Annotated in this window: 21 protein-coding genes and 2 tRNA genes; 12 read left to right on the forward strand and 11 right to left on the reverse strand. The window is 64.8% G+C overall.

What is annotated here, in order from left to right; all coding sequences use genetic code 11:
• Positions 1-18 precede the first annotated feature (18 nt).
• On the reverse strand, positions 19-816 hold the full coding sequence (locus tag ACFOMF_RS03650) for a cobalamin-binding protein (protein ID WP_386361353.1): 798 nt from the start codon (positions 814-816) through the stop codon (positions 19-21).
• Between the two features lie 7 nt (positions 817-823).
• A complete protein-coding gene (locus ACFOMF_RS03655) occupies positions 824-1,381 on the reverse strand; it encodes a hypoxanthine-guanine phosphoribosyltransferase (protein WP_386361355.1) in 558 nt (185 codons plus the stop codon).
• A gap of 147 nt (positions 1,382-1,528) precedes the next feature.
• Between ACFOMF_RS03655 and upp the strand changes: the two genes are divergently transcribed.
• Together upp and ACFOMF_RS03665 are read left to right on the forward strand one after the other, a co-directional pair.
• Positions 1,529-2,167 (forward strand): uracil phosphoribosyltransferase, encoded by a 639-nt coding sequence (gene upp / locus ACFOMF_RS03660; RefSeq protein WP_386361356.1) that lies wholly within the window; start codon positions 1,529-1,531, stop codon positions 2,165-2,167.
• The gene (locus tag ACFOMF_RS03665) at positions 2,168-3,424 is read left to right on the forward strand and encodes a uracil-xanthine permease family protein (protein WP_386361358.1); all 1,257 of its coding nucleotides are present in this window, start codon (positions 2,168-2,170) and stop codon (positions 3,422-3,424) included. It begins immediately after the preceding gene.
• A gap of 37 nt (positions 3,425-3,461) precedes the next feature.
• On the opposite strand, the gene ACFOMF_RS03670 is transcribed toward ACFOMF_RS03665, so the two are convergent.
• From ACFOMF_RS03670 to hemA, 6 genes are all read right to left on the reverse strand, one after another.
• Positions 3,462-3,980 carry an acyloxyacyl hydrolase gene (locus ACFOMF_RS03670; RefSeq protein ID WP_386361360.1) on the reverse strand — a complete coding sequence of 173 codons (519 nt, stop codon included), beginning with the start codon at positions 3,978-3,980 and terminating at the stop codon, positions 3,462-3,464.
• Positions 3,981-4,059: 79 nt separating this feature from the next.
• Positions 4,060-4,851 carry a glutamate racemase gene (gene murI / locus ACFOMF_RS03675; RefSeq protein ID WP_386361362.1) on the reverse strand — a complete coding sequence of 264 codons (792 nt, stop codon included), beginning with the start codon at positions 4,849-4,851 and terminating at the stop codon, positions 4,060-4,062.
• Positions 4,844-5,599, reverse strand: a complete 756-nt coding sequence (locus ACFOMF_RS03680) for a molybdopterin-synthase adenylyltransferase MoeB (protein WP_386361364.1) — start codon at positions 5,597-5,599, stop codon at positions 4,844-4,846. The genes murI and ACFOMF_RS03680 overlap by 8 nt, the downstream gene beginning before the upstream one ends.
• Positions 5,592-6,452 (reverse strand): peptide chain release factor N(5)-glutamine methyltransferase, encoded by an 861-nt coding sequence (prmC, locus tag ACFOMF_RS03685; RefSeq protein ID WP_386361366.1) that lies wholly within the window; start codon positions 6,450-6,452, stop codon positions 5,592-5,594. Before prmC ends, ACFOMF_RS03680 begins: the two co-directional genes overlap by 8 nt.
• Positions 6,453-6,591: 139 nt before the next feature.
• On the reverse strand, positions 6,592-7,674 hold the full coding sequence (gene prfA / locus ACFOMF_RS03690) for a peptide chain release factor 1 (protein WP_386361368.1): 1,083 nt from the start codon (positions 7,672-7,674) through the stop codon (positions 6,592-6,594).
• A complete protein-coding gene (gene hemA, locus ACFOMF_RS03695) occupies positions 7,671-8,939 on the reverse strand; it encodes a glutamyl-tRNA reductase (RefSeq protein WP_386361370.1) in 1,269 nt (422 codons plus the stop codon). The genes prfA and hemA overlap by 4 nt, the downstream gene beginning before the upstream one ends.
• A gap of 182 nt (positions 8,940-9,121) precedes the next feature.
• On the opposite strand from hemA, the gene ACFOMF_RS03700 reads away from it, so the two are divergent.
• The 8 genes from ACFOMF_RS03700 (at position 9,122) to ychF (ending at position 15,915) form a co-directional block, all read left to right on the forward strand.
• Positions 9,122-10,846, forward strand: a complete 1,725-nt coding sequence (locus tag ACFOMF_RS03700; protein ID WP_386361372.1) for a tetratricopeptide repeat protein — start codon at positions 9,122-9,124, stop codon at positions 10,844-10,846.
• Positions 10,847-10,852: 6 nt separating this feature from the next.
• Positions 10,853-11,467 (forward strand): lipoprotein insertase outer membrane protein LolB, encoded by a 615-nt coding sequence (lolB, locus tag ACFOMF_RS03705; RefSeq protein WP_386361453.1) that lies wholly within the window; start codon positions 10,853-10,855, stop codon positions 11,465-11,467.
• Positions 11,464-12,309 carry a 4-(cytidine 5'-diphospho)-2-C-methyl-D-erythritol kinase gene (gene ispE / locus ACFOMF_RS03710; protein ID WP_386361373.1) on the forward strand — a complete coding sequence of 282 codons (846 nt, stop codon included), beginning with the start codon at positions 11,464-11,466 and terminating at the stop codon, positions 12,307-12,309. The genes lolB and ispE overlap by 4 nt, the downstream gene beginning before the upstream one ends.
• Positions 12,310-12,339: 30 nt before the next feature.
• Positions 12,340-12,414 (forward strand) — tRNA-Gln (locus ACFOMF_RS03715).
• Positions 12,415-12,507: 93 nt separating this feature from the next.
• Positions 12,508-13,449 carry a ribose-phosphate pyrophosphokinase gene (locus ACFOMF_RS03720; protein ID WP_386361375.1) on the forward strand — a complete coding sequence of 314 codons (942 nt, stop codon included), beginning with the start codon at positions 12,508-12,510 and terminating at the stop codon, positions 13,447-13,449.
• Between the two features lie 102 nt (positions 13,450-13,551).
• Positions 13,552-14,163: a 50S ribosomal protein L25/general stress protein Ctc gene (locus tag ACFOMF_RS03725; RefSeq protein ID WP_386361377.1), complete on the forward strand. Its 612-nt coding sequence runs from the start codon at positions 13,552-13,554 to the stop codon at positions 14,161-14,163.
• 45 nt (positions 14,164-14,208) lie between these two features.
• The gene (gene pth, locus ACFOMF_RS03730) at positions 14,209-14,793 is read left to right on the forward strand and encodes an aminoacyl-tRNA hydrolase (protein WP_386361379.1); all 585 of its coding nucleotides are present in this window, start codon (positions 14,209-14,211) and stop codon (positions 14,791-14,793) included.
• A 21-nt stretch (positions 14,794-14,814) separates the two neighbouring features.
• Positions 14,815-15,915 (forward strand): redox-regulated ATPase YchF, encoded by a 1,101-nt coding sequence (ychF, locus tag ACFOMF_RS03735; RefSeq protein WP_386361382.1) that lies wholly within the window; start codon positions 14,815-14,817, stop codon positions 15,913-15,915.
• A 218-nt stretch (positions 15,916-16,133) separates the two neighbouring features.
• On the opposite strand, the gene ACFOMF_RS03740 is transcribed toward ychF, so the two are convergent.
• Both ACFOMF_RS03740 and uvsE read right to left on the reverse strand, forming a co-directional pair.
• Entirely contained in the window at positions 16,134-18,137 is a 2,004-nt protein-coding gene (locus ACFOMF_RS03740; RefSeq protein ID WP_386361383.1) for a TonB-dependent receptor family protein, read from the reverse strand.
• 227 nt (positions 18,138-18,364) lie between these two features.
• Positions 18,365-19,378: a UV DNA damage repair endonuclease UvsE gene (uvsE, locus tag ACFOMF_RS03745; protein WP_386361385.1), complete on the reverse strand. Its 1,014-nt coding sequence runs from the start codon at positions 19,376-19,378 to the stop codon at positions 18,365-18,367.
• Positions 19,379-19,568: 190 nt separating this feature from the next.
• Here uvsE and ACFOMF_RS03750 point away from each other — a divergent pair.
• Together ACFOMF_RS03750 and ACFOMF_RS03755 are read left to right on the forward strand one after the other, a co-directional pair.
• A tRNA-Met gene (locus ACFOMF_RS03750) sits at positions 19,569-19,645 on the forward strand.
• Positions 19,646-19,742: 97 nt separating this feature from the next.
• Positions 19,743-20,405, forward strand: coding sequence for a hypothetical protein (locus tag ACFOMF_RS03755; RefSeq protein ID WP_386361387.1), 663 nt, complete (start codon positions 19,743-19,745; stop codon positions 20,403-20,405).
• A 54-nt stretch (positions 20,406-20,459) separates the two neighbouring features.
• On the opposite strand, the gene ACFOMF_RS03760 is transcribed toward ACFOMF_RS03755, so the two are convergent.
• Positions 20,460-21,854, reverse strand: a complete 1,395-nt coding sequence (locus ACFOMF_RS03760) for an MFS transporter (protein WP_386361389.1) — start codon at positions 21,852-21,854, stop codon at positions 20,460-20,462.
• Positions 21,855-21,977: the final 123 nt, after the last annotated feature.

Below are 21,977 nucleotides of genomic sequence, written 5' to 3' on the forward strand. Positions count from 1 at the left end.
CCCGGCCGACCGGACGCATCACTCGTCGTGCAGCAGCTGGCACAGGCGTTCGGTGGCGCCGAGCATCTGCAGGCTGGGTCGCTCGAGGCCACGATCGGGAATGGCGAACACCAGTTCCTGCCGCACCGCCTTCAGCTGAGGCCAGGCGCTCCAGCCCGGCACCAGCGACGGATCGCTGGCCAGGATCACGTCAGGATCACGGGCCAGTACAGCCTCCAGGCTCACCTGGGGCGCCGCAAGCTGCAGATCGGCAAAGAGATTCACGGCACCGCAGGCGCCCAGGGCGTCATTGATGACCTGGCGCCCGCCGAGGGTGTAGAGCGGCGCATCCCAGACCTGATAGAACACCCGCAACGGCTCGCCCCCTCGGTAGCGCTCGCGCAGCAGCGCCAGCCGTCCGCGTACTTCATTCGCCAACGCTGCGCCTGTGGCCTCGCGGCCGATCAGCCGGCCAAGCACCTCGGCCTGATCGGCCAGGTCATCGAGGGTCCGGGGCCGAGCCTCGTACAAAGGGATGCCAAAGCGCCTGAGCTGCTCGCGCTGCGCCGCGCCAATGCTGTCCGGCCATAGCAGCACCAGGCCCGGCCGCAACCCGACCAGGCGCTCGATGTTCAGCGAGTGGTGGTTGCCCACCGAGGGCAGGTCGGGCAGCGAGGCAGGTTGCTCACCACCTTCCAGCACGCCGACCAGGAGCTCGCCAGCGCCGAGCTCGAGCATCAGCTCGGTCATCGAGGGCGCGAGGCTGACCACGCGGGGTTCGCCATGGGCCAGGCCGCACCACAGCGCCGCCGCGAAAAGCCAGCCAACGCCTTTCACCCCTGGCTCAGAGCCCGCTGACCGCGTAGATGCCGGGCGCATTGCGCCAGTAGCCCTTGTAGTCCATGCCGTAGCCGAACACGTAGCGATCCTCGCAGCTGAGCCCGACATAGTCGGCTTTCAGATCAGGCGAAGCCTTGCGCTGGTGATCCTTGTCCACCAGCACCGCGGTGTACACCGCGGCAGCCCCGGCGTGACGGCAAAATTCAATGATGGCACTGAGGGTATGCCCCTCGTCGAGGATGTCATCGATGATCAGTACATGGCGATCGATGAAGGAAACCTCCGGCTTGGCCTTCCAGAACAGCTCGCCGCCGCTGGTCTGGTTGCGGTATCGGGTCGCATGCAGGTAGGACAGCTCCAGCGGGAAGTGCAGCTTGGTCAGCAGCTTGCCGGAAAAGATCAGGCCGCCGTTCATGACGCAGAAGACCACCGGATTGCGTTCGGCCAGCTCCGCATTGATCTGTCCGGCCACCGCCTCGATGGCCGCCTCGACTTCTTCCTCGTTGTAGAGGCAGTCGGCTTCGACCATGACTTGGCGGATATGCGCGAGATCAGTAGACATGATGTTCTCCGGATGGGGACGCCCAGGCCGGGCGAAAAAAGGTCAGAACATACCGAGGCCCGCAGGTCGCGGCAAGCCTCGCGGTCGCGGGCCTGCTTGCGATCATTTAATCTAGCCGGCAATTCGTTCGCCCGCCCGGAGCCCGCCATGCCTGTCCGTGAAATCCGCCACCCCCTGATCCGCCACAAGCTCGGCCTGATGCGCCGCGCGGACATCAGTACCAAGAATTTCCGGGAACTGGCCCAGGAAGTCGGCTCGATCCTGACCTACGAGGCCACGCGGGACCTGCCGTTGGAAAGCTACAGCATCGAAGGCTGGTGCGGGCCGGTGGAGGTGGAAAAGATCTCCGGCAAGAAGATCACCGTGGTGCCCATCCTGCGGGCCGGCATCGGCATGCTCGACGGGGTGCTGAGCCTGATTCCCGGGGCCAAGGTCAGCGCGGTGGGCATCGCCCGCAACGAGGAAACCCTGCAGGCGCACACCTACCTCGAAAAACTCGTTCCGGGCATCGATCAGCGGCTGGCCCTGATCATCGACCCGATGCTCGCCACCGGTGGCTCCATGGTCGCCACCATCGACATGCTGAAGAAGGCCGGCTGCAAGGAGATCCGCGCCCTGGTGCTGGTCGCGGCCCCGGAAGGGATCGCCGCAGTGGAACGCGCGCATCCGGATGTGGAGATCCACACCGCCTCCATCGATGAGCGGCTCGACCACAACGGCTATATCCTGCCTGGCCTGGGTGATGCCGGAGACAAGATCTTCGGCACCAAGCAGAAGGACGTCTGAATGCAGGAGCATAGCCACGACCCGGTATGGCGCCAGGCGCTGTCCGGTGCGCAGATGCTGTTCGTTGCCTTCGGCGCGCTGGTGCTGATGCCGCTGATCACCGGCATGGACCCGAATGTGGCGCTGTTCACGGCCGGGCTCGGCACGCTGATCTTCCACTTGGTCACCCGCAATCAAGTGCCGGTGTTTCTTGCGTCGAGTTTCGCCTTCATTGCGCCGATCCTGGCGGTGAACCTGGAATACGGACTGCCGGCGACCCTCGGCGGGCTGGTGGCCGCCGGCCTGCTCTACATGCTGCTGGCCGGTGCGGTGCGCCTCAAGGGCACCGGTTTCATCGACCGGCTGCTGCCGCCGGTGGTCATCGCTCCGGTGATCATGGCCATCGGTCTCGGCCTGGCTCCGGTGGCGGCCAACATGGCGATGGGCCGCACGGGAGATGGCAGTGACCAGTTGGTGCCCTACTGGACGGCCCTGACGGTTTCAATGGGTGCGCTGCTGGTCACCGTTGTGGTGGCGATCGTTGGCCGCGGGCTGCTACGCCTGATTCCCATCCTGGCTGGGGTAGGCGCCGGCTACGCCCTGGCCTGGGTGCTTGGCCTCGTCGATCTGGCCCCCGTGGGCGCGGCGCCCTGGCTGGCGGTCCCCGCCTTTGTCGCGCCGGAGTTCCACTGGGGTGCCATCCTGTTCATGTTGCCGATCGCCATCGCCCCGGCCATCGAGCACATCGGCGACGTGCTGGCCATCGGCAGCGTGACCGGCAAGAACTACCTGCAAAAGCCCGGCCTGCACCGCACCCTGCTGGGCGACGGCCTGGCCACTTCGGCGGCCGGCATGCTCGGCGGCCCACCGAACACTACCTACTCCGAGGTTACCGGCGCGGTGATGCTGACCCGCAACTTCAATCCGCGGGTGATGCTCTGGGCTGCGGGCATCGCCATCGCGCTGGCGTTCATCGGCAAGTCCGGCGCGCTGCTGCAGAGCATTCCGGTGCCGGTGATGGGCGGTATCCTGGTACTGCTGTTCGGCTCGATCGCAGTGGTCGGCCTGAACACGCTCATTCGTCACCGGGTCGATCTGTCGGAGCCGCGCAACCTGGCGATCGTTTCGGTCACGCTGGTGTTCGGCATCGGCGGCATGGTGATCGGCGAGGGTGATCTTGGCCTGAAGGGGATTTCCCTCTGCGCGATCGCAGCGATTGCGCTGAATCTGCTGTTGCCTGGCGCCAAGGGCTGGGATCGCGGCGAGCCCCAGATCTGACCCTGTGGGCGACGGCATTGCGCCGTCGCCCACAGGGTCAGAGCGCGACCCGATAGAAGAGGCTGTAGCTTTCGGTGCCCTCGTTGGGGCGCTTGATGCCGGCGTTGGAATAATGGATGGCACGCAGGCCGAGCTGGTGGCCACCGGAGAAGCGCAGGCCCACGCCGAAGCGGTCCTCGAACTGGAAGGCAGTGCTCAGGTTGTTGCCCTCGAGTGAAGTGCGCTCGAACAGCGCCACACCGATGCCCGCCTCGATGAAAGGCCTTACCCCTTCCCCGGCGAACTGGTAGACGAACACCGGAGCGAAAGAAAGGCTATGGTTGGCGGAATCGCGGTCGCCTTGCCAGTAGGTGTAGCCGGCATCCCAATAACCGGTCAGCCGTCCCACCCCGGTCTCGAACCAGCTCCGGTCGAAATCGAACTGCAGGCCGAGGCGGTAGGTCATGTTCGACTCCCCGCTCTGCCCGATTGCAGCCGTCACATCGACCGCGCTCGCCTGACCTGCCTGTCCCACCGTCAACAGGACCAACGCCGCCGCCGGGAAAAACCTCTTCATGCTGACTCCTCGTCACTACGGGTACATGACCACCTGATTCGCTGATAAATCAGGCCGGGCCCACCGCCAACCTCGCTGGCTAACCGGGGTAATACTCGACCTGCGCCATCTCACCCCATAACAGAGGCAAGACAGCGGTCATAAGTTGCGTATCGCCGCTTGTCCAGAACCTGACAATGCCCGGACCCTCACTCTGCAGGTCGCGCTCCAGCAACAGGCTTCCAAGCCGGCGGGCCACCGCTGAGCCCGTATCGATCAGACTGATCCCGGGCGGCAGCAGCTGCCGAAGCTGCGGCGCGACGAAGGGATAGTGAGTACAGCCCAGGATCAGCGTGTCACAGCCTTCGGCCAGCAGCGGGCGGACGAAGCCTGCGAGCAGGGCACGGGTCTCGTCATCCTCCAGCCGACCCGCCTCGATGCGCTCGACCAGGCCCGGACAGGGCTGGGTCACCACCCGCACGTCACTGGCGAAGCGGTCGAGCAAGGCGGCGAAGCGGGCGCTCTGCAGGGTCCCGGTGGTAGCCAGTACGCCCACCACCCGGCTGCGGCTCGCTGCTGCGGCTGGCTTGACAGCCGGCTCCATACCCACCACCGGCAGTTGGGGATGACGCTCGCGCAGATCGGCCACCGCGGCCGCGGTCGCGGTATTGCAGGCCACGACCAGAGCCTTGGCGCCTTGGTGGATAAAGAAGTCGGCGATGCCCCGGCAGCGCTCGCGGATGTACTCGGCACTCTTCTCACCGTAGGGAACGTGCCCGCTGTCGGCCAGGTAGAACAGCGATTCGTGTGGAAGGCATGCATGGATCTCGCGCAGGACCGACAGGCCGCCGACGCCCGAGTCGAACACGCCGATGGGCGCGCAGTCAGCCATCATGCGCCCCGCATACAGCGCAGCCGGGATCGCGCCGCACTCGCAGTTCCCGAAAGCGAGTGGAAAGGCCATCGACCAGCAGTAGCCGGCCGATCATGGGTTCGCCGAAGCCTGCGAGCAGCTTGAGCGCTTCCAGCGCCTGCAGGCTGCCCACCAGACCAACCAGAGGCCCGGCGACCCCCGCCTCGCTGCAAGTCAACTCGGCTTCACTGCCGGCGCCGTACAGACAGTGATAGCAGGGACTGTCCGGCAAGCGGGGATCAAAGACCGACAGCTGCCCTTCCAGGCGAATCGCCGCGCCGCTTACCAGCGGGACGCGCGCCTGGACGCAGGCGGCATTGACCGCGGCGCGGGTGGCGAAGTTGTCGCTGCAGTCGAGTACCAGATCGACCGCCGCTACCGCCGCCGACAGCGAACCGGCATCCAGCGCCGTTTCGAGGGTGAGCAAGCGGATCTGCGGATTGATGGCGGCCAGCCGTCGCCGCGCGGACTCCGCCTTGCCCAGCCCGATGGCCGGACTGTCATGCAGGACCTGGCGCTGCAGATTGCTCAGATCGACCCGATCGAAATCGGCCAGATGCAGCTCGCCGACGCCGGCCGCCGCCAGGTACAACGCCACCGGAGAGCCGAGACCGCCCAGGCCGACAATGAGCACCCTGCTCTGCTTCAGGCGCAACTGGCCCTCGACATCGATCTGCGGCAGCAGGATCTGCCGGCTATAGCGAAGCAGCTCCTGGTCATCAAGCATGGCGACGCTCCCCCTGTCGCTCCGGCAGTGGCCAGCAACCGAGGCTCACCCGCTCCTGGCAGCCATGGTCACGCCGCGTATCGACCGCCACAAAGCCTCGCTGAGTGAGCAACTGGCGCACCGCCGTGCCCTGTTCGAAGCCGTGCTCCAGTAGCAGCCAGCCGCCGGGCGCCAGGAACCTTGGCGCCTGCTCGACGATGGCGCGCAGGTCGTCGAGGCCGTCGCGCCCGGACACCAGCGCGCTACTGGGTTCGAAGCGCAGGTCGCCCTCGTCAAGGTGAGGGTCGCCGTCCGGAATATAGGGCGGGTTGCTGAGGATCAGCGCGAACTGCTGGCGCCCCAGCGCGTAAAACCAGTCGCTGCGTTCGAACTGTACATTGCCCAGACCAAGCCGCTGGCGGTTGCGCTCGGCCAGCGCCACAGCCGCATCGATACGATCAACGCCTGTCAGCCGCCAGCCGGGCCGCTCTGCCGCCAGTGCCAGGGCGATGGCCCCGCTGCCAGTGCCCAGATCGAGCACAGCGGCAGGGGTCGCCGGCAGAAGCTCGAGGGCGGTTTCCACAAGCAATTCGGTATCCGGTCGCGGAATCAGCGTCTCGGCACTGACCTCCAGCTCCAGGCTCCAGAAGCCCTGCCGTCCGAGAATATGCGCCACCGGCTCACCGCGCCGACGCCGCGCAAGCCACTCGGCAAAGCGCGCCGCCTGCTCCGTTGCCACTTCCCGTTCAGGCCAGGTACGCAGATAGGTGGCCGGCTTGCTCAGCGCAGCGGCCAGCAACCATTCGGCATCCAGCCTTGGGCTCGGCGAGTCCGGCAGGTCGGCCTGTTTCAGCAGGGCTTCGATGGTGGCCATGTCCTTCGCTTCTGGTCTATGAGGCGCTAAGCCTTGGTGGGTCGGCAGCATGTCATCGCAACAGCTGGAGCTTGACAGAAGCCTCCATGTGCGCAGCAGCAACGCTCGTCCAGCCTTCAGCGCTTCTATCGGCTCTTGGCTAGTCCCCCAGGGCCGCCAACTGATCGGCCTGGTACTCGCTGAGCAAGGGCTCGATCACCGCGTCGACACCGCCGGCCATGACCTCGTCAATGGCATAGAGCGTCAGGTTGACCCGGTGGTCGGTGACCCGTCCCTGAGGGAAGTTGTAAGTCCGGATGCGCTCGGAGCGATCTCCCGAGCCCACCAGCAGGCGGCGGGTGTCGGAAATTTCCTTGTGCGCGGCGGCATCCTGCATGTCCTGCAGTTTGGCCGACAACCAGGACATCGCCTTGGCGCGGTTCTTGTGCTGCGATCGCTCTTCCTGGCACTCGACGACGAGGCCGGTGGGCAGATGGGTGATGCGGATTGCCGAGTCGGTCTTGTTGACGTGCTGGCCGCCCGCGCCCGAAGAGCGATAGGTGTCCACGCGCAGCTCGGCCGGATTGATCTCCACCGCCGCCTGTTCATCGGGCTCCGGCAGGACCGCCACGGTACAGGCAGAGGTGTGGATGCGCCCCTGGGACTCGGTTTCCGGGACCCGCTGGACCCGGTGCGCACCGGATTCGAACTTTAGCTTGGCGTAGACGTTATCGCCCTCGACCCGCGAAATCACCTCCTTGTAACCACCATGCTCACCGAGGCTCTCGGAGAGGATCTCGATCCGCCAGCCCTGCCTTTCGGCATAGCGCGAATACATGCGGAACAGATCGCCGGCGAAAATCGCCGCCTCGTCCCCACCCGTACCGGCGCGAATCTCCAGGAACACGTTGCGACCGTCCCGGGGGTCCCGGGGCAACAGCATCCGCTGCAGGTCCGACTCCAGCGCCGCCAAGCGCTGCCGGGCATCGGCCACCTCCTCGGCGGCCATCTCCCGAAGATCCGGGTCGCTGTCCTTGAGCAGCGCCTGGGCGCCTTCGAGGTCGGCCTGGACACGCAGGTACTCACGGTAGGCCTGATGCACCGGCTCGATTTCGGCGTACTCTTTCGAATAAGCGCGGAAACGGCTCTGGTCGCTGATGATTTCGGCATCACCCAGCAGGGCGGTCAGCTCTTCGTAGCGGTCCTGGATCAGGTCCAGCTTGTTCAGCAGGGAGGCTTTCATCGTTTCGACTCACCCTCGGCGAGGGCAAACAGCTCCTGGGCGACCGAGAGCGCTTCGATCCGGCCCTCGGCGGAAAATTTCTTCAGCTGCACGCTGGGTGCATGCAGCAACTTGTTGGTCAGACCACGCGCCAGGGCCGCCATCACCTCCGAGGGGTCTGCACCTGCCGCAACGAGGCGCTGCGCCTTCTGCAGTTCCTCGTCTCGCAGTCGCTCGGCCTGCTGGCGGTAGGCACGCAGGACATCCACCGCGGCCAGCTCGCGCAGGCGCAGCATGAACTCCTCGGCACCGACCGATACCAGCTCTTCGGCGGCCTGGGCGGCGCCCTGTCGGCTCTTGAGGTTTTCCGCGACCACATCGTGCAGGTCGTCGACGGTGTACAGATAGACGTCGTCGAGCTCACCGACCTGTGCTTCGATATCTCGCGGTACGGCGATATCGACCATGAACATGGGCTTGTGTCGCCGCCGCTTGAGCGCCTGCTCCACGGCTCCCTTTCCGAGAATCGGCAATTGGCTGGCAGTGGAGCTGATGACGATATCGCTGTTGGCCAACTCATCGGGGATGTCGGCCAGCAGGATGGCGTGAGCGCCGAACTGCTCGGCCAGCGAACTGGCCCGCTCGAGGGTCCGGTTGGCCACCACGATGCGCTTGATGCCCTGCTCGTGCAGGTGGCGGGCAACCAGGGTAATGGTTTCGCCGGCACCGATGAGCAGCGCCTGGCTGCGATCGAGGTTGCTGAAGATCTGCCGCGCCAGGGTCACCGCGGCGAACGCGACGGACACCGGATTCTCGCCGATGGCGGTGTCGGTGCGGACGGTCTTGGCGGTGCTGAAGGTGGCCTGGAACAGCCGCCCCAGCAAAGGGCCGACACTGCCCGCCTCGCGCGCAATCGCATAGGCGGATTTCATCTGGCCAAGGATCTGCGGCTCGCCCAGTACCAGCGAATCGAGCCCGGCGGCGACGCGCATCATGTGGCGTACCGCAGCGTCTCCATGATGGACATAGGTGCACGCCTTGAGATCTTCCAGGCGCAAGCGGTGGAAGCTCGCCAGCCAGGCCAGCACCGCCTCGGTCTCCGGCTGATCCTGCTGCAGGTACAGTTCGCTGCGGTTGCAGGTGGAGAGAATGGCGGCTTCACGGGTAGGCGTGACACGGCACAACTGATGCAGCGCCTCGACCATCTGCTCAGGCGTGAACGCCACGCGCTCGCGGACATCTACCGAAGCGGTCTTGTGGTTAATGCCGAGCGCAATGAAAGCCATGCGGGGTCGCTGGGTGGAAAACAGAACTCGCGATTCTCCTATTTCGTCCGATAGAGAACAACCGCTGCCATGCATTGTCCCACTCAATCAGCGCTCGCGCCCAGGCCGGCCGGGAGCGTTGGGCTTGCCCAATGGCTTGTGTCATCATGCCCCAACCGTCTCTCTAGCCGTGCATTCCCGCCATGAAAAGACTCTTCGCCCTGTCTGCCCTGTTGCTCATCGGCGGTTGTCAGACGCTCGTCCCACCCGCCTCCGAACCGGCAGTGCCTGTCGAGGAGAGCGCAAGCGAAGCGCCCGAGCCCACCCGCGCGCAGGGCTCGTTCAGCCAGGAGACCCTGTACTCGTTACTGGTGGCAGAGCTGGCGGGCCAGCGCAACCGCTTCGACATCGCCCTGGGCAATTACGTCCAGCAGGCTAATGCCACCCAGGATCCCGGCGTCGCCGAACGTGCGTTCCGCATCGCCGAATACCTCGGCGCCGAGCAGGCGGCCCTGGACACGGCGCTGATCTGGGCAGCCAATGCCCCCGAAGACCTGGACGCCCAGCGCGCCGCAGCAATCCAGCTGGCCCGCGCCGGCCAGTACGAACAATCGCTCGACTACATGGAACGGGTATTACGGCGCCAGGGCGACACCCACTTCGACTTTCTCGCCCTGTCCGCCGCGCGCACCGACCCGGACACCCGCGACGGTCTTCTGCAGAGTTTCGAGCGTCTGCTGCAGCGCTACCCCGACACCCCCCAGCTGGTGTTCGGCAAGGCGCTTTTGCTCGAGCAGGACGATCGCCCGCATGACGCCCTGACGTTGCTCGAGGGGCAGCCGCGCGCCGAGCGGCCGGTGCCCTCGATTCTTCTCCACGCGCGCATTCTGCAGGTGCTCGACCGCGGCGACGAAGCGCTACCGCTGCTCAGGCGAAGCCTGCCACAGCATCCCGACGACAAGCGCCTCAGGCTCGCCTATGCGCGACTGCTGGTGGAAAGTGACCAGTTCGAAGCGGCCATCGGCGAGTTTTCCACCCTCCTCCAGCAGAACCCGGCCGACGACGACCTGCGTTTCTCCCTGGCCCTCGTCTGCATGGAAGCCGAAGCCTGGAAGGAAGCCATCGTCTACCTCGAAGACCTCATCGCCAGAGGCAGCCACGTCAATGCCGCCCAGTTCAACCTCGGCCGCGCCCATGAAGCCCTGGGCAACACCCGCCGCGCGCTGGACGCCTACTCCAGGGTTGCGCCCGGCAACGAATACCTCGCCGCCAAGTCCCTGCAGACCAAACTGCTGCTCGACAACAACCGTGGCGAAGAAGCCGCGACCCTGCTCCAGCGTGCTCGCCAGAGCCAGCCGGACTACGCCATCCAGCTGTATCTGCTGGAGATCGAGGCGCTTTCCGAACAGGGTCGCCTGGAACTTGCCGAACAGCGGATCGACCAGGCGCTGGAGCAGTTCCCCGAGGAACTGAACCTGCTCTACACCCGCGCGATGCTTGCCGAGAAACGCGGCGACCTGCAGCAACTTGAAGCCGACCTGCGCTTCATTCTTGATCGCGAGCCGGAAAATGCCATGGCACTCAACGCCCTGGGCTATACCTTGGCCGACCGCACCGTGCGCTTCGAGGAAGCCTTGGCGCTTATCGAAAAAGCCCACCAGCTGAACCCCGAAGACCCGGCCATTCTCGACAGCATGGGCTGGATCCAGTACCGCCTGGGCAACCATCAGGAAGCCGAGCGCTGGCTGCGCGAGGCGTTCGAACGGTACCCGGATGCCGAAATCGCCGCCCATCTGGGTGAAGTCCTCTGGACCCAGGGCCAGCGCCGCGAAGCACGGCGGATCTGGTCGCAGGCCTACCAGAACGAACCAGACAGCCCGATTCTGCGCGACACCCTGCGTCGCTTGACGGGCTCGGAGACGCTTTGATCCATGATGACCGCCTCTCGCATTCTCACCCTGTCCCTTGCCACCCTCCTGCTGGTTGGATGCGCCAGCCACGAAACCTTCGAGGGAGCCGGTGACCCGGCAGCCTGGCGCCAGCACCGCGCCCAGGTCGAAGCCATAGATGGCTGGCAGATCAACGGCAAGATCGGCATCCGCGCGCCCCAGGAGTCCGGCAGCGGTACGCTGTTCTGGCTACAGCGCCAGGACTACTTCGACATTCGTCTCTCCGGCCCGCTCGGCCGCGGCGCGACACGCCTGACCGGCCGCCCTGACGCCGTCACGCTGGAGGTCGCCAACCAGGGCCGCTTCGAGGCCGAGTCCCCCGAGGCGCTGGTGGAGGCGCAACTGGGCTGGCAACTGCCGGTCTCCAACCTGCTCTGGTGGGTGCGCGGCCTGCCGGCTCCGGACAGCCGCAGCCAGGTGACTCTGGACGGCGGCAACCGGCTCGCCCGGCTGCAACAGGATGGCTGGCAAGTGGAGTTCCTCGCCTATGCCGATCACGCCGGATACTCACTGCCTGAGCGCATTCGCCTGGAGGGACACGAGGTGCAGCTCACCCTGGTGATCAAGGACTGGCAGCCGCGCCGGCTGGGCCAGCCATGACCAGCCTGTCGCTGCCGGCGCCAGCCAAGCTCAACCTCATGCTGCACATCCTCGGCCGCCGCCCGGATGGCTACCATGAGCTACAGACGCTGTTCCAGTTTCTCGACCATGGCGACACCCTGGACTTCGGCCTGAGAGACGACGGTGAGATCCGTCTTGAAGCCGATCTCCCCGGCGTTCCCCACGACAGCAACCTCATCGTCCGCGCCGCACGCCTGTTGCAGGCCGAGGCGGGCCATCGAGCCGGCGCGAACATTCGCCTGCACAAACGCCTGCCCATGGGCGGTGGTATCGGCGGTGGCAGCTCGGACGCGGCCACCACCCTGCTCGGCCTGGACCGCCTGTGGAATCTCGGCCTGGGCGAGGACCGCCTGGCCAGGCTAGGCCTGAGCCTGGGCGCCGACGTGCCGGTGTTCGTTCGCGGTCGTGCCGCCTTTGCCGAGGGCGTGGGCGAGCATCTGACCCCCGTCGAAATCGAAGAACCCTGGTATCTGATTGTTGTTCCACCGGTTTCGGTTAGCACTGCGGAAATTTTCTCGTCGGCGGAGTTGACACGCGATAGCCCCGCCATTACAGTGCGCACCGTTCTCGAACAGGGCGGTCGAAATGACTGTCAGCCGGTGGTCGAGAAGCGTTATCCAGAAATTCGTAACGCTTTGATGTTGCTGAACAAATTCGTTTCAGCTAGATTAACCGGCACTGGAGGTTGTGTGTTTGGGGCCTTCCCCAACAAGACCGAGGCTGATACAGTCGCGGCCCAGCTTCCAGAATCCCTGCCAGGATTCGTAGCCAGAGGCAGCAACATCTCGATGTTGCACCGACAGCTGGGAACCCTGACCTGAGACAGGATACCTAAGGTATCTGCACGACATAGGGGCGTCGCCAAGCGGTAAGGCAGCAGGTTTTGATCCTGCCATGCGTTGGTTCGAATCCAGCCGCCCCTGCCATATTCTTGAAGCTGTTCAAAAACAAGCCGATTCGGTTTTCTTTTTGAACAGCTTTTTAATTTCAGGCCCAACCTCAGCCGGCAGGTATTGCGCGTGTCCAAGATGATGGTCTTCACGGGGAACGCTAACCCCGATCTGGCGCGGCGTGTGGTACGTCAGCTGCACATCCCTCTTGGCGACGCTTCCGTCGGAAAATTCTCCGACGGCGAAGTCAGTGTGGAAATCAACGAAAACGTCCGCGGCAAGGACGTTTTTTTGATTCAGCCGACCTGCGCACCCACCAATGACAACCTGATGGAGCTGGTGGTGATGGCCGATGCCTTCCGCCGTTCCTCCGCCTCGCGCATCACCGCGGTCATCCCCTACTTCGGCTATGCCCGCCAGGACCGCCGCCCGCGCTCCGCCCGCGTGGCGATCAGCGCCAAGGTCGTAGCCGACATGCTCGACGTTGTGGGAGTCGACCGGGTCCTGACCGTTGACCTGCATGCGGACCAGATCCAGGGCTTTTTCGACATTCCAGTGGACAACATCTACGGCTCGCCGGTGCTGGTGGACGATATCCAGAGCCAGCGCTTCGAGAACCTGATGATCGTTTCTCCCGACATCGGCGGCGTGGTGCGCGCCCGCGCAGTCGCCAAATCGCTCGGCGTGGACCTTGCGATCATCGACAAGCGCCGCCCCAAGGCAAACCAGTCGGAAGTCATGCACATCATCGGCGATGTGGAAAACCGCACCTGCGTGCTGGTTGACGACATGGTCGATACCGCCGGAACCCTGTGCCACGCCGCCAAGGCCCTGAAGGACCATGGCGCGGCCAAGGTCTACGCCTACTGCACTCACCCCATCCTTTCCGGTCGCGCCATCGAAAACCTCGAGGGTTCGGTGCTGGACGAGCTGGTGGTGACCAATACCGTTCCGCTGTCGCCTGCGGCGCAAGCCTGCGCCAACATCCGCCAGCTGGATATTGCACCCGTGGTTGCCGAGGCGGTACGCCGCATCAGCAACGAAGAATCGATCAGCGCGATGTTTCGCTAGAGCTCGCGCCGATCATCCATGCCCCGACTTCGGGGCTTTTGCTCACCGTCCGGGGGCGCTGGTCGCAAGTGCCCCGTTCGGCTGACACATCGGAGAAATGAAATGACCGACTTCACCCTGAATGCCGAAGTGCGTTCCGACCTGGGGAAAGGTGCGAGCCGCCGCCTGCGTCGTAACGCTGCCATGATCCCTGCCGTGATCTACGGCGGCGACAAGACCCCGCAATCCGTCAGCCTGGTGGCCAAGGATGTCGCCAAGCTGCTGGAAAACGAGGCTGCCTTCAGCCACGTGATCGATCTCAAGGTCGAAGGCGCCAACGAGTCCGTACTGATCAAGGCGCTGCAGCGTCACCCGGCCAAGGGCTATGTGATGCACGTGGATTTCCTGCGCGCCGTGGCTGATCACAAGCTGACCGCTGTTGTTCCGCTGCACTACCTCAACCAGGATTCCTGCATTGGCGTGAAGCAGCAGGGCGGTGAGATCCTGCACAACCTGAACGAAGTGGAAGTGAGCTGCCTGCCGAAGGACCTGCCTGAGTTCATCGAAGTGGACATGGCCAATGTCGAGCTGGGCCAGACCCTGCACCTGACCGATCTCAAGCTGCCCGAAGGCGTACAGCTGGCCGCACTGGCACACGGCAGCGACCTGCCGGTCGCCAACGTCCATGCCACCCGCGTGGCCAAGGACAGCACCGAGGAAGGCGCCGCCGAGTAATCTCGGTCCCTGATTCGGCTTTGAGCAGACGAGAGGGCTTCTGACGTGACTGCCGTGAAACTGATCGTCGGCCTGGGTAACCCCGGCCCCGAATACGACCAGACCCGGCATAACGCAGGGGCCCTTTTCGTTGAGAAGCTCGCCGCGCGCGAAGGCGTCTCCCTGAGCCCTGACCGCAAGTATTTCGGGCTGGTCGGCAGGTTTCGCCATCAAGGCGAAGACATTCGCCTGCTGATCCCCACCACCTTCATGAACCGCAGTGGTCAGGCCGTCTCCGCATTGGCCGGGTTCTACCGGATTCCCCCGGACGCCATCCTGGTGGCCCACGACGAGCTCGACCTGCCGCCCGGCGTCGCCAAGCTCAAGCAGGGCGGCGGACATGGCGGACACAACGGGCTGCGCGACATCATTGCCCGGCTCGCCAACCAGAATACCTTCTACCGCCTGCGCCTGGGCATTGGCCATCCCGGTCACGCCAGCCTGGTCACCGGCCATGTGCTCGGCCGCGCGCCCCGCGACGAGCAGGAAAAACTCGACGCCAGCATCGACTTCGCCCTGGATGTCGTCCCGGAAGTGCTTTCCGGCGACTGGACCCGGGCCATGCAGCGCCTGCACAGCCAGAAGGCCTGAACCTATCACGAGGCAACACCCATGGGATTCAACTGCGGCATCGTCGGCCTGCCCAACGTCGGCAAGTCCACCCTGTTCAATGCATTGACCAAGTCCGGTATCGCGGCGGAGAACTTCCCCTTCTGCACCATCGAGCCCAACAGCGGCGTGGTGCCGATGCCCGACCCGCGCCTCGATGCCCTGGCGGCGATCGTCAAGCCCGAGCGGGTGATCCCCACCACCATGGAATTCGTCGACATCGCCGGCCTGGTCGAAGGTGCCTCCAAGGGTGAGGGCCTGGGCAACAAGTTTCTCGCCAACATCCGTGAGACCGACGCCATCGCCCACGTGGTCCGCTGCTTCGAAGACGAGAACGTCATTCACGTCTCCAACAGCGTCGATCCCAAGCGGGACATCGAGATCATCGACCTGGAGCTGATCTTCGCCGACCTGGAAAGCTGCGAAAAGCAGCTGCAGCGGGTCATCCGCAGCGCCAAGGGTGGCGACAAGGAAGCCGTTGCGCAAAAGGCTCTGCTGGAAAAGCTGATCCCCCATTTCAGCGAGGGCAAGCCGGCCCGCACCCTGATGAAAACCCTCGGTGAGGATGAGAAACAGCTGGTTCGTGGCTTTCACCTGCTCACCAGCAAACCGGTGATGTACATCGCCAACGTGGCCGAGGACGGCTTCGAGAACAACCCCTATCTGGACGTGGTGAACGCCATTGCCGCCGACGAAGGTGCCGTGGTGGTCCCGGTGTGCAACAAGATCGAGGCGGAAATCGCCGAACTCGAGGACGGCGAGGAAAAGGACATGTTCCTCGAGTCCCTCGGCCTCGAAGAGCCCGGCCTCAATCGAGTCATCCGTGCCGGCTATGAATTGCTCAACCTGCAGACCTACTTCACTGCCGGGGTCAAGGAAGTCCGTGCCTGGACGGTCCGCATCGGCGCCACCGCGCCCCAGTCCGCCGCGGTCATCCACACCGACTTCGAGAAAGGCTTCATCCGTGCCGAAGTCGTCGCCTATGACGACTTCATCCAGTACAAGGGCGAAGCCGGCGCCAAGGAAGCGGGCAAATGGCGCCTGGAAGGCAAGGAGTACATCGTCAAGGACGGCGACGTGATGCATTTCAGATTCAACGTCTAGCGCGTTCTGACACCTCTCGGTGGACACCTGACCCCTTGAAGCACGCGCGGCTCAAGGGGTTTTTGTTGTCTACCGATCAGTTGCCGGCCAGGCAGGTTCGAAGCAAGCCCGAGGCTTTACCGAACAGGGCCTTAGCGACCAGTCCGGAGCATAAGCGGGCCTCGCCGCGTTCGAGCGCAAGGCCTTTTCATTGCCGACCTGCATGGCTGCCAGACCAGCTAGAACTCGACCCTCACCCCTGCGTACAGCGTCCGCCCCGGCGCCGGCTCATAGTAGTAACCGAAGTTGTCGTTAATGCGCAGGTTGTCGTAGTAGTCGCGGTCGAACAGGTTGTCGATGCCGACGTAGGGCTCCCAGAGCTGGCCACCCTGCAGCAGGCGCCAGCCGAGGCGGGCGTTGCCCACGGCGTAGCCGGAGACCCGGCTGGCGTTGGCGTTGTCGGCGTACTGCTCGTCGTGGGCGCTCAGGTTGACCCTTGCGTACCAGCTTTCCCGGTCGTAGCTGACCTCGCCGAACAGGCTCTGGCGCGGGACGCCGGCGATGCGGTTGCCGTCGAAGTCCTGGAACCGGTCGAAGCGGAAGTCGTTGTAGGTCCAGGCGCCGGTCAGGCGCCAGTGCGGGCCGATCAGCCACTGGGCGCTCAGCTCCACGCCGTCGCGGCTGGAGCGGCCGGCGTTGGTGTAGAAGGTGCGCCCATTCAGCACCACAGGTACCAGTTCGTCCTCGATGCGCATGCTGTACAGCACTGCCTCGTAGCGCAACCCGGGCCGCTCGCCCTTGAAGCCCAGCTCGCGGTTGGTCGCCCGCGCCGGGCCGAGGGAGGGATTGAAGCCGCCACCGGACGGGTTGGCCAGTTCGTTGATGGTCGGCGTCTCGAACGAGGTGGCATACCGGGCGTAGACCACGTGATGGGGGTCGAGCCGGCGGCTGAGGCCGAGGCTGTAGTTCCAGTCGTCCAGGGTCTCGCCACCGGAGGCGTCGCCATCGCTCAGATAGCGATCCTTGGCCCGCAGCCTGACGCGGTCGTAGCGCAGGCCGGTGGTGAGCAGCCAGGCGTCGGTGAGGCTCAGATGGTTTTCCAGGAACAGCCCGGCGCTGTCGGCGGACTCCCGCTGGCGCTGGGTCAGCGCACCGGTCGTGCCGCCGACCAGGTTGTTGTGGCGGCTGCGTTCGTCTCGCTGGCTTTCCAGATCGAGGCCGAGGGTGAGCCGGTTGGGCAGGCCGGCCCACTCGCGGCTGAAGGTCCGCTGGGCGCCAACCCCGGCGAACCAGCGATCGAAGGCGGTCTGCCCGTTCGCCATCACCGGCAGGCGATTGCCGAACTCGCGACGACCGTAATAGCTGCGCAACTGGTAGCTGTCGTCATCGGCGGTGCGGCCGTCCCAGACCAGCGACAGGCGCTGCTGGCGAATCCACTCGTCGGAGTCGAACTGCAGGCTCTGGGGCCGCGCCTGGGAACGGCCGGCGCGCACCTGGGCGAGGGTCAAGGCACCGGGGTCCTCGGCGCGGTTGTCCAGCGCGTGCAGGGTGGCGCCAAGCGTACCGCCCTCACCTTCCCAGCGCAGCTTACCGGTGAGGTTGTTGAGTTCGGCGGTGCCCTGGGGACGATAGCCATCGAGACGGGTGGTGCTCACCGCCAGAAGCCCGCCCAGCGCGCCGACGCTGCCGCTGGTTTCGGCACGTGCCCGCCGGTAGCCCAGCTCGGCCCCGGTGACTTCCACCTGGTGCCGCGGGGTCTCGCCCGGCTGGCGTGTCTCGATGGAGAGCACCCCGCCGGCGGCATTGCCATGGATGGTGGAGGACGGGCCGCGAATGACCTCGATGCGCTCCACCAGGGACGGGTCCAGCCCGTCCATCTCGGTCTGCCCGTCGGGCATGGTCAGCGGCACGCCATCGACCAGCACCCGCACGCCGCGCACGCCAAAGCTGGAACGGGCGCCGAAGCCACGGATCGACAGGCGCATCCCCTGGGCCAGGTTGTAGCGGCTCTGGGGCACCGCGCCCGGGATCGGCGCCAGCAGGCTGTCGAGGCTGAGCAACTGCTCGCCGGGCTGGTCCTCCACCTCGCGAGTGCCCACCGACAGCGGCAGGGTCAGCCAGTCGGATTCGGCGCGGGGCGAGGTGATCAGCAGCGGGTCGAGGGTCAGGGGATCGCCTGTCTGGGCAAGGGCGGGAGTTGCTGTCAGTGCTAGCGAACCCGTCAGGATAAATCGGAACTTCATGATGGTGCCGGTCCCTATGCCGCGGTTCGGGCCTCATTACCCGTCCGGTTACTGTAGATCAAATGCGCGACCGGCCGACTGCTGTCCTGGCAGCTGCGCCCGTCATTACGGGCAGGCACCTCATCGCTCCCCAGGTGATTTGTTCATCCAGAGGTCCATAGGGTCAAGCGCGGGGAAGAAAGTGCCTCTGCGGGCTCGCAGCCGCCACACACTCAGGGGTATGGTTTTCAAGAAACCGTCTCCTGGTGGAAGTCCAGTGCGGCCAGGTTCTTGTCCTTTGCCTCGATCATCATGTCGAAACGATCGAGAAAAGTGGCCGCGTAGCGATTGCACCCGCGGTTCCACATCCGCTTGCTGTGTCCATAGAGCACCCGTTTGCTCACCTTGGCCAATACCGCCGGCATCTCTAGTCGCTCCTCGTTCGAGAAGCCCAGCTCCATCAATGATTCAGGTGGCTGCGAGTAGTGCATCACCGGCCGCACCCCTTTCCAGCTGTCGATAATGCGGGCTACACGGGGGTCGTCCGGTTCGATGTAGCGCTCTTCGTTGATCCAGCAATGGTGGATGTCCAGCACCACAGGCGCCAGGTCCGCCAGCGCCAGGCACTCGTCGACGCCGTAGATCTTTTCCTCGTTCTCAAAGGTAATGCAGTTGCGCGCCACTTCCGAAAGTCGCGCCCAGACCGCCCGGATGCCCTCGCCGCCCAGACGACCGGCGATATGCAGGTTGCACTTGAAGTCCTGAAACTGGCGACCGAAGCCCATCATGCGGATCATGTCGGCGTGATATTCGAACTCGGCGAGGCTGTTGTCGACCACGTGGGCCTTGTCCGAACCCAGCACGCAGTACTGTCCCGGATGAAACGACAACCGCACGCCCAACTCACGGGCCCGCTCGCCGATCTCACCGAACCGCGTCGCCAGCCGGTCCTGAACCTCGTGGCGCTGATAGAAGTCGGCGACCTCGGGGTGACTGTAGAACGGCAGAAGGTCGCTGCTCAAACGCAGCATCCGCAGGCCCGGCGGCAACGTGCCGACGTAGTCCAGCATCCGCAACTGTGCGTCGAGGTTGTGCAGCATCACCTCATGCAGCTTTTCCTCGGCGCGATCCCGCGGAACGCTGTTGATCCAGCGCAGCGTGGTGGTGCGCGGGTTGAAGGCGCGCTCGATTTCCTCCAGCGCCTTGAGCGCAAGACTGTGGCCGGGATGGCGATACTGGCAAGCGAAACCGATTCTGCCCATGGGCTTATTCATTCATGACACATGCAGCTGTGGACGCCGAATCCGCCCGCCAGTGCCCAGATACTGGACCGGTGGCCCTCCCGAGACGACCTGCCCGGGTCCGCCGCCGCCCCTTTGGAACGGCAGTGAAGTTAGATAAAACAAAGGCTTGACAGCCACCAGAAGCGAAACAATAATGCGCGCCTCGAATGGCTACGTAGCTCAGTTGGTTAGAGCACGGCATTCATAATGCTGGGGTCCGGGGTTCAAGTCCCTGCGTAGCCACCATATTCTCGAAGGGTCAGCGAAAGCTGGCCCTTTGTGCTTTCTGGCATGGCAGAATGTAGCCACAAGGCAGGATGCCATCGAGTGCAGGATCAGGACGATGAATGCAGACAAGGACGATGCGCCAGCACGCATCCGGCGCGGCCGGGCCAATCCCTGGCGTGCGCGGGTGATCATGGGGATAGGGTCAGTCATGGTCGGCGCCCTGGTCGCGCTGTCGGCACGGCCGGCCGCAATCGATGTCGGCGCGCTGACCGCAGCCCTGCATCAGGGCACGCCGCCCATCCCGCACCCCACTGCCGCGCAGCCAGTCCTCACAGCGCCCCACCCTCGGTCGGAGCTGGTGAGCACGAGCCCGGAGCAAGCGACGCTGAGCTGGGCGCCCGCAGCCCAGGCGGACGCTCCGCCGGCACGGCAGACGGTGTTCAACGATCAGAACTATGCCCACGACCCCAGCCGCATCAACACCCTTCACTCGACACCTGTTCGGTACACAGGTGAGACACGCAGCCAGCAGCGCGCGCCCGTAGTCAGGACCCTGACGGATAGCTGGAACTGGACCGACGGCAAGCGACGTCGCATAGGTGGCCGCTTCGAGTGGATCGAGCAAGACGGCCAGATCGACTATTCCAGCGTGTGCCGCAATTATGAGCGCGGCTCCCTGATTTATCGCGACTGCCGCAAGGGGGCCAAGGCCCGATTCGCCGAACTATGTGGCCGCCACAAGCCGGCCTGTCATGCCGCCAACAACTTCATGCCGTGACCTACAGCGCGAGCCGTATCCGGTCTGATCGCCAATACGGCCGGCGCGCCTCGCTCAGCTCGGCGCCACCACAGCGCCGCTGGCTTCGCCGCGCAGCGCCTGCTCCAGCGCGTCCCGTCCGGTAAGTTGACTGTCCAGCTTCACGTAGACGGCGGACTCCTCAGGCACAAGAATGGCATCGGTCACCCCTTCCAGGGCCAGCAGCCGCTGCACGGCGCCTGCCTCGTAGCCCGCCTGAAGCGGCAGGCGCATGCTGGTCACATAAGGCGGTTCGCGCATGCTGAGGGCGGCGAGCAACCAGATCAGGCACAGCCCGGCACAGCCCATGAAGACCCAGCCCAGGCCGCCCTGTTGAAAGAGCCAGCCGCCAAGCATTCCGCCAAGCGCGGCACCGAAAAACTGGCTGGTGGAGTACACCCCCATCGCGGTGCCCTTGCCACCCGCCGGCGCTACTTTGCTCACCAGTGATGGCAAGGATGCTTCCAGCAAGTTGAAAGCGGTGAAGAACAACACCATCCCCAGCACCAGGCTCCACAGGCCAGTCGCCAGCAGTGAGAAATACAGTTCACAGACCAGCAGCAGCGCCACCGAACCCACGAGCACTCGCTTCATCTGGCGCTTCTTCTCGCCATAGATGATGAAGGGCACCATGCTGACGAAACCGATTACCAGAGCACCAAGATAGACCCACCAGTGGTCCTCTTTCGGCAACCCGCCCTGCTCGACCAGGGCCAGCGGCAAGGCGACGAAACTCGCCATGAGGATCGCGTGAAGGACGAAGATCCCCAGGTCGAGCCGCAGCAATTGGGCATGGCGCAGGGTAACGCCCAGCGCCTGGCGCGCCACGATCGACTCGCGATGCTGCTGGCGGGCATCCGCCTTAGGCACCCAGGCGATGATCAACATCCCGAGCAGCGCCATTCCGGTGGTCATCCAGAACAGCCCGGACAGGCCGAACGCCCTGGTGATCAGTGGCCCCAGCACCATGGCCAGGGCAAATGACAGCCCGATGCTCATGCCGATCATGGCCATCGCCTTGGTACGATGCTGCTCGCGGGTGAGATCGGAGAGCAAGGCCATCACGGCAGCCGAAATGGCGCCGGCCCCCTGCAATATACGTCCGACAATCACCCCCCAGATGGAGTCCGAGGTGGCGGCCAGGGCGGCGCCAGCGGCGAACACAAGCAGCCCGAAATAAATCACCGGTAGCCGTCCGATCCGATCGGAGAGCACACCGAAGGGAATTTGCAGGGTCGCCTGGGTCAAACCATAGGCGCCGATGGCCAATCCGATCAGCGCGGGAGTAGCACCTTCCAGATCCATCCCGTAGGTCGCCAGGACGGGCAACACCATGAACATGCCCAGCATTCGAAAGGCAAACACCAGGGCCAACCCGGTGGCCGCCCGGGTCTCCGTAGCATTCATGCGTTCGGCGTACGGATCCTGCATCTGCTATCTCGCTCTAAAAGACCGGCGGCGATTCTAGCAGCCATCCCCCTGCTGGCACAGGCGCCTGCTTTGCCGGGCCTGCCTAGCCGGCCGTATACTTCCCTGTTTTCCGCCCGCCACGCG

This window comes from Stutzerimonas tarimensis, assembly GCF_042648805.1.
Taxonomy (GTDB): domain Bacteria; phylum Pseudomonadota; class Gammaproteobacteria; order Pseudomonadales; family Pseudomonadaceae; genus Azomonas; species Azomonas tarimensis.